This window comes from Alicyclobacillus shizuokensis NBRC 103103 (assembly GCF_001552255.1).
GTDB classification, from domain to species: Bacteria; Bacillota; Bacilli; order Alicyclobacillales; family Alicyclobacillaceae; genus Alicyclobacillus_G; species Alicyclobacillus_G shizuokensis.
In genome coordinates, this window is sequence record NZ_BCQV01000012.1 from 113,881 (window position 1) to 123,989 (window position 10,109).

The 10,109-nt window shown below is 59.3% G+C and carries 7 protein-coding genes; 2 read left to right on the forward strand and 5 right to left on the reverse strand.

The window, feature by feature from the left end; all coding sequences use genetic code 11:
• Positions 1–43: 43 nt before the first annotated feature.
• From ASH01S_RS06485 to ASH01S_RS06505, 5 genes are all read right to left on the reverse strand, one after another.
• On the reverse strand, positions 44–1,030 hold the full coding sequence (locus ASH01S_RS06485; protein WP_169794191.1) for an NAD(P)-dependent alcohol dehydrogenase: 987 nt from the start codon (positions 1,028–1,030) through the stop codon (positions 44–46).
• 100 nt (positions 1,031–1,130) lie between these two features.
• On the reverse strand, positions 1,131–3,485 hold the full coding sequence (locus ASH01S_RS06490) for a glycoside hydrolase family 3 N-terminal domain-containing protein (protein ID WP_067925367.1): 2,355 nt from the start codon (positions 3,483–3,485) through the stop codon (positions 1,131–1,133).
• A 113-nt stretch (positions 3,486–3,598) separates the two neighbouring features.
• On the reverse strand, positions 3,599–4,474 hold the full coding sequence (locus ASH01S_RS06495) for a carbohydrate ABC transporter permease (RefSeq protein ID WP_217996303.1): 876 nt from the start codon (positions 4,472–4,474) through the stop codon (positions 3,599–3,601).
• Positions 4,475–4,481: 7 nt separating this feature from the next.
• Entirely contained in the window at positions 4,482–5,372 is an 891-nt protein-coding gene (locus ASH01S_RS06500) for a carbohydrate ABC transporter permease (protein ID WP_245628953.1), read from the reverse strand.
• A gap of 52 nt (positions 5,373–5,424) precedes the next feature.
• On the reverse strand, positions 5,425–6,783 hold the full coding sequence (locus ASH01S_RS06505) for an extracellular solute-binding protein (protein ID WP_373278547.1): 1,359 nt from the start codon (positions 6,781–6,783) through the stop codon (positions 5,425–5,427).
• Positions 6,784–6,983: 200 nt separating this feature from the next.
• Between ASH01S_RS06505 and ASH01S_RS06510 the strand changes: the two genes are divergently transcribed.
• On the forward strand, positions 6,984–9,191 hold the full coding sequence (locus tag ASH01S_RS06510) for an alpha-galactosidase (RefSeq protein ID WP_067925372.1): 2,208 nt from the start codon (positions 6,984–6,986) through the stop codon (positions 9,189–9,191).
• Positions 9,192–9,471: 280 nt separating this feature from the next.
• Positions 9,472–10,109: ROK family protein (locus ASH01S_RS06515; RefSeq protein ID WP_157067026.1), on the forward strand; the 638-nt coding region annotated here is incomplete at its 3' end.

Genomic DNA, 10,109 nt, shown 5'->3' on the forward strand with positions numbered 1-10,109 from the left:
CCCTCTCGGACCGTCGCAGTCACGGACATCCCCCACCTGGCGGTCACAAGATGACCAAGGTTTTCACGTGACTCCTGAACGATCCGGTACGCAGACACTCGGGCAGCTCCGCCAGCGCAATTCGATGCCCCGTGAATACGGGCAGCACATCGCGGCGCCGCCGCAGGAGTTCAATCGCCGCAGGGAACGTGTTGGCATAGCGAAACACGCCCCGCACCGACACTTCGCGCAGGCACAGGTCCAAACCGTCGAGCTGTACGGCTCCGGCCGCTCCCATTCCGACCAGAATGATGCGCCCGCCTGGCCGCACGACTCGCTGCCCCCAGGCTACCGCCTGACCACTGCCGCTGCAGTCGATGACGGCGTCGTACGCGGCATCCCGCTGGGCGTCGAAAACCAGCGTCGAAAACCCTAGCTGCTCCGCGACCGTCAACCTGTCGACCTGCACGTCGCACAGTGTCACCACCGCCCCCTCGGCGTCGGCCGCCAGTGCGGTCAACAGGCCGACTGGACCGGCGCCCAGAATGAGCGCCCGCTCTCCCAGATGCAGCGCCGCCTTGCCCACCGCGGCAATCCCGACCGACAACGGCTCCGCGAGGCTGGCCTCCTCCGGGGTCAAGCCATTTGCGGGATAGGTGAACGCAGCCGGGTGGTTGACCCGCTCGGTCATCGCTCCGTCCACCGGCGGCGTGGCAAAAAACTGCACGTCCGGGCAGAGATTGTAACGACCCTGCCGACACTGGGGACACTTTCCGCAGGGGATGCCGGGCTCCAGGGCGACAACCGTCCCGACGGGAAGGTCCACCCCTTCACCCACGGCCGTGATGACACCACCGACCTCGTGCCCGAGAATCATCGGCTGCCTGAGCACGAAGGAGCCGATGGCCCCCTCCTGGTAGTAATGAACGTCCGAACCGCAGATGCCCACAGCCCGCACGGCCACCTGCACCCAGCCGGGAGCCGGTGCTTCGGGAGCCGGAATGTCGTCAATCACCAAATCTTCAACCGCGCGCAATACGGCTGCCTTCAAAGGCTCCTCACCTCGGTTGTCCAGGGAAGTCAAACCCACCCTGGAGAGAATGGGCCTGCCAGACTGCGTCCACACGCAGCCCGGCAGCAAAGAAAGGGATTCAATGGACGGATGGATGGACCCGGACACGGGTGGTGAACACCTTTTCGTCTTCCACCCTGGCCGTCTCGCCGGTCAGCGTGAAGGCGCCCTGAAGCCGGATGTCTTCACTGGAAGTGCCTACCATCACCTCGATCTCACCCGGTTCCACAACAAACTCCATGGCTCGGTTGTAAAACCCGAGCTGGTGAGCGGACAGCGTAAACGTCACCCGCGCCGACTCACCGGCCGTCAGGTGGATGCGGGCAAAGCCCTTTAGCTCCTTCACCGGACGGGTGACGTCCGCCTGAGGGTCTCGAATATAAAGCTGGACCACCTCGTCACCGTCACAATCCCCGGTGTTCTGGACCGTACAGCTAATCTCGACCTGCCCGTGCACATCCACCTGCAGACTCGAGAAGGTAAGATCCCGATACTCAAAACGAGTGTAACTGAGTCCGTGCCCGAACGGGAAGAGCGGTTTGGTGCTCTCGTCCACATAGTTGCCGGTCCAGTGCGAACGCCCGCCGGAAAGCTTATGCCCGTAGTACACCGGGACCTGCCCGACCGAGCGGGGCACGCTGATGGGCAGTCGCCCTGCCGGGTTCACGTCGCCAAACAGGACATCGACCACCGCCTCGGCCCCCTCTTCGCCCGGAAGCCACGCCTCTACAATTGCCGGAATGTGTTCAGCAATCCAGGGAATCGCGAGCGGGCGACCGCTGACAAGGACCACGACCGTCGGGGTGCCGGTGGCGGCCACCTCCCGGACCAACCGCTCCTGGTCCCCCAGCAGCCCGAGCGTCGCCCGGTCCCGCGATTCCCCGGTCGTGCACCCCGCAGTCAGACCCGCTCGGTCCCCGACCACGACCACCGCCACCTCCGCGTCTCTGGCGGCCGCGATGGCCTCGGACAAGTCGGCGCCGGTCTCCAGTACGTCGCATCCCTTGGCGTAACGGACCTCGGTCCCGGGTCCAACCTTTGCGCGCAGCGCCTGCAGAATGCTGTTCATGCGCACAAACTCGTCCACCGTAGCGACATTTTCCGGCATCGGGGTGTGAAAAACATTGTCGTCATCGCGCATCTCCAGCAACGACTCGATGTGGCACGGGTACGCGTAGTCCCCGATCATATTGCGCACGCTGTCGGCGTTGGGTCCAATGAGGGCAATCCGCGAAACCCGGCGCGAGAGCGGCAGCACACCGTCGTTCTTCAACAGCACGATGGACTTCTCCGCCGCCTCGCGGGCGAGGCTGCGCTGCTCGGCGTTGTCAAACACGGTGATGACCTGCTCTTCGTCCACAAACGGGTGCTCGAACAGACCGAGCCGCATCTTCATGGTCAAAACCCTCCGGACCAACGCATCCACCTCGGCCGCCTCAAGGCGCCCAGAGGCCACGGCGTCTATGAGCGGCTGAGCGTATACGTCGCGGCTCGGCAGTTCCATGTCCACGCCGGCCTTGACCGCAAACTCGGCCGCCTGGACTTGATCTCTGGCCACCCGGTGGTACTCAAAGAGCTGGTTGATAGCGAAGTAGTCGGACACGACAATCCCGTCAAATCCCCAGCGGCCGCGCAGGGTTTCCGCCAGCAGCTCGTACGAGTAGTGGCACGGGACGCCGTCAAGCTCATGGTAGCCGGGCATGATGGAAGCCAGACGCGCCTCGCGTACCACTGCCTCAAACGGGTACAGGTACACCTCCCGCAACTCCCGCTCCGGGATGTGCGCCGGAGCCCAGTTCATCCCACCTTCAGAAGCTCCGTATCCGACAAAGTGCTTGCCAGTGGCGACAACACCCTGGCGCAGGTTATCGCCCTGCAGCCCCCGCACGTAGGCGATACCCATCTGCGCGACGAGGTACGGATCTTCCCCGAACGTCTCTTCTACTCGGCCCCAACGCGGATCCCGCGTCACGTCCAAGAGCGGCGCCAGCGCCTGATGTGCGCCCGCCGCCCGCATCTGGGCACGTATCACCTCGCCCACCCGGCGCACCACGTCCACATCCCAAGTGCTCGCGATGCCAATCGTCTGCGGGAAACAAGTCGCCCCCTGCGCCATGTAGCCGCTGCACGACTCTTCATGCACCATGGCCGGGATCTTGAGGCGTGTGTGGTGAATCAGGTAGGACTGAATCTGATTGGCCAGCCGCGCGGTCTCCTGTGGCCCCAGGTTGGTTGCGCCGCCGATGCGGGTCACCTGGCCGATGCCGTGGTGCATCAGGCGCTCAGCCTTGGACTCGGAAAAGCTCAAACCGTCCAACACCTCGTAGGCCCAGAACGAGGTGAGCTGGGCGACTTTTTCCTCAAGGGTCATTTGGGCGAGGAGATCGTCCACACGCTCATCGATGGGCCGAGCAGCGTCGAGATAAGGTGTCATGTTGCCATTCCTCCCTGCTCCAGGTAGAGTGCTTTCTGTCACGGTCATGCACTGATGGCTATTCCGGCACATGCGGTCCGAGGGCTCCGACGGGACCTCCGATTCGGTGTGTTTTACTTTCCGAAGCCGGCAAGCATGCCTTGCAGCAGGTACCGGCGGCCAAAGATGTAGGCCAAGATCAGCGGGAGGGCGGATAAGATCACGGCCGCCATGATGACAGGTACGTTAATCGTATATTGGCCTTGGAAGCTCACGATGGCCAGCGGCATCACGCGGGATTGGTCGCTCTGGGTCAACACCAACGGAAACAAGAAGTTGTTCCACGCTTGCACAAAGTCGTAGATACCCACTGAGACCAACGCGGGCCGCGTGACGGGAATGACGAGATGGCGCAGGACCTGGAAGTCCGTCGCTCCTTCCAGCTGCATGGCCTCGTACAGCTCTTTCGGCACATCGCGAATGAAGTTGACGAGAATCAGAATTGTGAGCGGCAGACCGAAGGCGACGGAGGGCAAAATCAACCCCAGCAGGGTGTCATACAGGCCCAGGTGACTCACCATCACATAGATAGGGATGATGGCCGCCTGAATAGGCAGCGCCAACCCGACCAGAAAGACTTGAAACACGATGCGGACCACTCGATTGTCTGTGCGCACCACTACAAACGCGAATAGTATCGAAAACAACACGACCAGCAGAACGGTGACCACCGACACGATGAGACTGTTGAGAAAGTAGTGGCCAAAATTCGCTTGGAGAACAGTGGCGTAATTCGCCAAGTTGCTCGTGGTCGACGGCAGCCACGGATTACCGACCAGGAACCCCTGTTGAGAGCGGAGACTGGTCATGAGCATATAGAGAATCGGGTAAAACGAGACGACGAGCCACACGATGCCAAAGAACAGTCCAACCACACGCCAGAACACAGGCGGACGCTGGACGCTGGCCATCCGCGTCCGCACCCTGCGATTGGCCTGTACTGCCTCCATCCTACGTTCACATCCCTTCCATCTGGCTCTCCATACGGTTGAAGCCGGTCGCCCGCAGCATGATGAGCGAAAGTATCACGCCGGCAACCGCAAGGATAACAGCCAGCACGCTGCCGTAACCGATATGCTGGTTGACGAACGCCTGTTTGTACATGTCCATCGCCAACACGTTGGTGGCGTCGCCCGGTCCGCCGTCCGTCAATACATAGATCAGATCGAAGTACGTCAACGATCCGGTCAAAATCAGCACTGTCGAAGTGGCAAACGTATACTTGAGTTGAGGCAGCGTAATCCGAAAGAAGATGGCGGTCGGACTGGCTCCGTCAATCCGAGCCGCTTCATACAAGGAATCAGGAATTTGCCGGGCGCCGCCTTGGTACAACAGCGTATGAAAGGGAATAAACTGCCACGCGATGACCAGGGCCACAATCAACAGGGCCACGTGCGGATTCCCCAACCAGTTCTGCATCCCGTTACCGATGTGCAGGGCCTTGAGCAGAGCCGTCACCAATCCAAAGTTGGGGTTGAAAATGTACGACCAGGTGATGCCAATCGCCGTCGAGGAGAATAGCAAAGGCGTGAAGTAAAACACCGCCAACACAGCCCTGTGCCGCTGGGGACTGGACAGGTACACTCCCAACAGGAGACTGAGCGGCGTCTGTATTACCCACGACAGAATCATGATCCACAGAGTTAAGCGCAACGCCTTAAGGGCCTCAGCGTCGTGAAACACCTGCTGCCAGTTGCCCAAGCCGATCCATGCCGCCGTGCCGATGCCGTTCCAGTTCAATCCACTGAAATACACCGCTATCACCATCGGCACCAACGCAAAGACGGCAAAGAACACGACTGCCGGCACCATCATGAGCCATCGCTGCGCGTTCATCCGCGAACTCACAGTGTTCCCCCCTAACCCGACGCCACGGTCGCGGCGCCGGGCCGTTCGTCTATTACTTGTGCAGGTACTTGTTCATGTCGTCCGAGAACTGCTGGGGAGTCATCTGCTTCAGAAACAACTTGTCCAAATCGGTCAACAGTTGCTGAGCTTCCGTGGGCGACAACGCCTGGTCCCAAGACATCTGGAAGTTCGGCGCCTTCTTGACCAAGTCGTAGACAAAGGACATGTAGTTGCCGTTATCCGCGTTTTTCAGCTCCGTCTCAATGCCAGCAACCGGAGGAACCTGGCCCTGTTTAATGAAGTTTTTCACCGTCTGATCGTCCAGCACTGCATCCTTCAAGAAGGTCACTGCGGCGGCCTTATGCTTGGAGTCTGTCGCGATGGAATAGTAGTTGCTGGGGTTTCCGGCAATGTCGTTCGGATCTCCCTTGCCGCCGGTCACCGCCGGGAACGGCATCCAGCCCAGATCACTTTGCGTGAACGCTTTGTTGTTGGTCTGCATGGTGGAGAACTCCCAGCTGCCCATCAGGTACATGGCTGCCTTCCCTGTATAGAGGAGAGCCGTCGCGGACCCATCGTTTTGCCCGACAGAACTGAACCCAGGCTCGAAGGCTCCCGCGTCCACCAACTGCTGAATCATCTTGTTGGCCTTGAGGACAGCCGGATTTGACCAGGCATTTGCCTTTCCGGCCGCGATGTCATTGAAGACCTGTGGCCCGCCAATCCGGTCCACCAGATACTCCTCCCACATCAGGTCGGGCCACTTGTCCTTGCCGCCCAAGGCGATAGGAATGATTCCGTGTTGTTTGAACACGGAGACGTCGCGCATCAGGTCGTCCCACGTCTTGGGAGGCGTCAAGTTATACTGTTTGAACAACGACTTGTTGTAGAACATGAAAACCGGTTGCACATAATTGTTCGGCACCCCATAAATCTTGCCACCAAATGTAACCGGCTTCATCACGGACGGAAGAAATTTGTTTTTCCACGACGGGTCTTTATCGTATTCCGACGTCAAATCGTATACATCGCCTGCATCAATGTAGGACTTGAGTATACCGCCGCCCCAACCAAAGAAGATATCGGGGGCGTTGTGGGCACCCATGGCCACCTGGAGTTTCTGCTTGTACGGATCGTTCTCAAAAAACTGAACCTGCGCGTCAATCTTCGGGTGTTTCTCATTGAAGCCGTTCACCATGTCCTTGATGACCGTTTGCAAATCGCCGGTTTGGATATCCCACAAGGTGATTTTCGTCTTCTCGGACGCGCTTCCACTGGAAGTTCCGCCATTGGTGTTGTCGGATTCGCCCGAACTTGCGCTTCCACACCCGGCCGCCGCGACCACGCTCAAGGCTAAGGCAGCCGACACGCCGACATAACGCAAGCGCTTTCTATTTGTCAAATCCAACACCCCCATGTCATTCGTTTAATTAAGCAACAAATAATTGATGATTGAATGTATTCGAGACGTTTCATCAGATTCCTGCTATTTGTCGGAAAAAGTTTTTCCTTGTTTTTCACCTCTTTTCCACTGTACAGTAAGAGGTTTTCGCCCGGCAGCGTCGAAGCAACACTACGGTTGTTGGACTACGTGCCAGAGGAGGGAACCACGTGCCGATTCACTACGACGCCTCCCGTCGTCAGTTCCATCTGCAAACACCGAACTCCAGCTATGTCCTCCGCGTCACATCGGAGGGCTATCTGGCTCACGTATACTGGGGCCCGCGGCTGCGCAATCCAAAGCTTCCGGACGCGCTACGGCTCGTCCCGCGCGCCTTTTCGCCAAACCCGCACCCCAATCGGCCGGAGCTTTCACTCGACACTTTGCCCCAGGAGTTCCCGGCGTACGGCAACTCCGACTTTCGAGCGCCTGCGTTCCAGGTGCAGAATCCGGACGGATCGACCGTGACCGACTTGCGCTATGCAACCCACCGTATCCTGCCCGGCAAGCCGGGTTTGCCAGGCCTGCCGGCCACCTACGTGGAATCGCCCGACGAGGCGGAGACGCTCGAAATCGACTTGGCGGACAATCTGAGCGGCCTGAACGTCACCTTGTCCTACAGTGTGTTTCGGGACTACGACGCCATCGCCCGATCCGCTCGTTTCCGCAACACAAACACCCAAGCCCTACGCCTTCTACGGGCACTGAGCCTAAGTGTAGATTTTGCCGACGACGCGTTCGACATGTTGCACCTCTCGGGGGCGTGGGCCCGGGAGCGTCACCTGATGCGCCGACCGCTGCGGTCGGGTTTGCAGTCGGTGGAGAGCCGCCGCGGGACCAGCAGCCACCAACATAACCCGTTTGTGGCGCTGATGCGCCAGGACGCCCACCTGCACCACGGGGAGGTCTACGCGGTAAATCTCGTGTACAGCGGAAACTTCGTGGCCAGCGTCGAAGTGGATCAATTCTCCACCGCTCGTCTGCAAATCGGCATCAACCCGTTCGACTTCACCTGGCACCTTGCGCCGGGCGAAACCTTTCAAACCCCAGAAGCGGTGATGACTTTCTCCAATCGCGGATTGACGGGGATGACGCAGACCTATCACGCCCTCTACCGCAACCACCTGTGCCGAGGCGTGCATCGAGACCGACCGCGTCCTATCCTTATTAATAGTTGGGAAGCGATGTATTTTGATTTTCACGTTGAAGAGTTGGAACAGTTGGCCCGGGAGGCAAAAGACCTGGGCATCGAACTGTTTGTACTCGATGACGGCTGGTTTGGCAAACGCAACGACGACCGCACCTCATTGGGCGACTGGGTGGTCAACAGCGAGAAGATCCCCTGCGGCTTAGATGGACTGGCCGAACGGATGCATGCGTTGGGGCTTTCGTTTGGTCTGTGGGTGGAACCGGAGATGGTGTCGCCGGATAGCGATTTGTACCGCGCCCACCCCGACTGGTGCCTGCACGTCGCCGGGCGCGAGAAATCGGAAGGGCGCAATCAACTGGTGCTCGACTTGTCCCGGGACGATGTGTGTGAGTATATCATCGATGCGATGAGTCAGGTGTTCGCGAGTGCCCGCATTGATTACGTCAAGTGGGATATGAACCGGCACTTGACCGAGGTGGGATCGGCCCAGTGGCCCGCCGAGCGACAGCGGGAGGTCGGACACCGGTACGTCCTCGGCCTCTATCGCATTCTCGAGACGTTGACACAGCGTTTTCCGCATATCCTGTTTGAGAGCTGCTCGGGCGGCGGTGGACGGTTTGACCCGGGTATGCTGTATTACATGCCGCAGACCTGGACCAGCGACGACACGGACGCCGTGGAGCGCCTCTACATCCAATTTGGCACCAGCCTGATCTACCCCGTCGTCACCATGGGAGCACACGTCTCCAGCGTGCCGAACCACCAAGTTGGGCGCAGCACTCCGCTCAAGACACGCGGGGACGTGGCCATGTCAGCCAATTTCGGCTATGAACTCGACATTCGGCACCTGAGCGAGGCGGACAAGCAGGAGATCCGACGGCAGGTGGGGAAGTACAAGGAGATCCGCCAGCTTATTCAGTTTGGCGTCTACTACCCGCTGCAAAACCCCTTCGACGAGCAGGACGCGGCGTGGATGTTTGTCGCAGAAGATGGTCACGAGGCCGTAGTGTTTTGGTTTGGTACAAGAGCCGAGCCCAACGGCCGGCTGCGCCGACTGCGGCTAATGGGATTGAAATCCGAACTCAGCTACACCGTCACCCAGGATGGAAGAGCGACGAGCGAGGAACCGGTGGGCGGCGATGAGCTGATGGCGATTGGGTTGGCCATTCCGTTCCCGAATACGGATTTTCAAAGCACGACGTGGCACCTGCGGGCGGTGAACAGTTGAATACAAAGAGCTGAGGGTATCGGCGCATGCGTGTGTGACTCGCTCCCATCCCCACGCATGCGCGATGCACTTGTGTAGGTGTGCGGGCATCGGCATGAGAATGGCACATTCACAACCCTGCCAAGTTATTGGATGGTTGACTGAACAAACTATTTATGGTTTGCTGACGAAAAGACCTCAATCATGGGCCGGGTGCGGCATGATGGCGTGATGATATTTGAACTGGTTGTGGCCTTGTCTCGTAAATAGAAAATGAATTCAGATAGAGGACGATAGCAGCATGAAACGAACAGGTGACCAAGCTTTCATCAAGGAGTTGAACAAGTCGATTGTTCTCAACCTTCTGCGCTTCCACAGTCCCATCTCACGGACACAGATTTCCGTTCAGACGGGCCTGAACAAGGCGACCGTATCGAGCATTGTGGAAGAACTGATTCACGAAGACCTGGTATTGGAGATTGGCCGCGGACACACCCGTGTGGGACGGCGGCCGGTTTTACTTCTGTTCAACGCCCGCGCTGGCTACGTGGTCGGGGTGGATTTGGGCGTGGACTACGTCCGCGTCATCGTGAGCGACCTGTCCGGCGAAATTGTGGCCGCCCGCGAGTTTCCGCTTACGGACAACAAGGGCCCGCAACAGATGGTGGAATCCATTGTGCGCGCGGTAGCCGACCTCAAAGCGGCTCTGCCGCCCTCCTCGCTCGGTCTCATCGGGATTGGCGTCGGCGTTCCGGGACTGGTCGACTACTCCCACGGAATCGTGCTCAACGCGCCCAACCTGGCCTGGCGCGACGTGCACCTCGGTGCGCTTTTGGAGAATTACCTCAACCTCCCGGTGTATGTGGACAACGAGGCCAACACGGGCGCACTCGGCGAGAAGCTGTTTGGTATCGGCAAAGAGGTGTCTGATCTCATCTA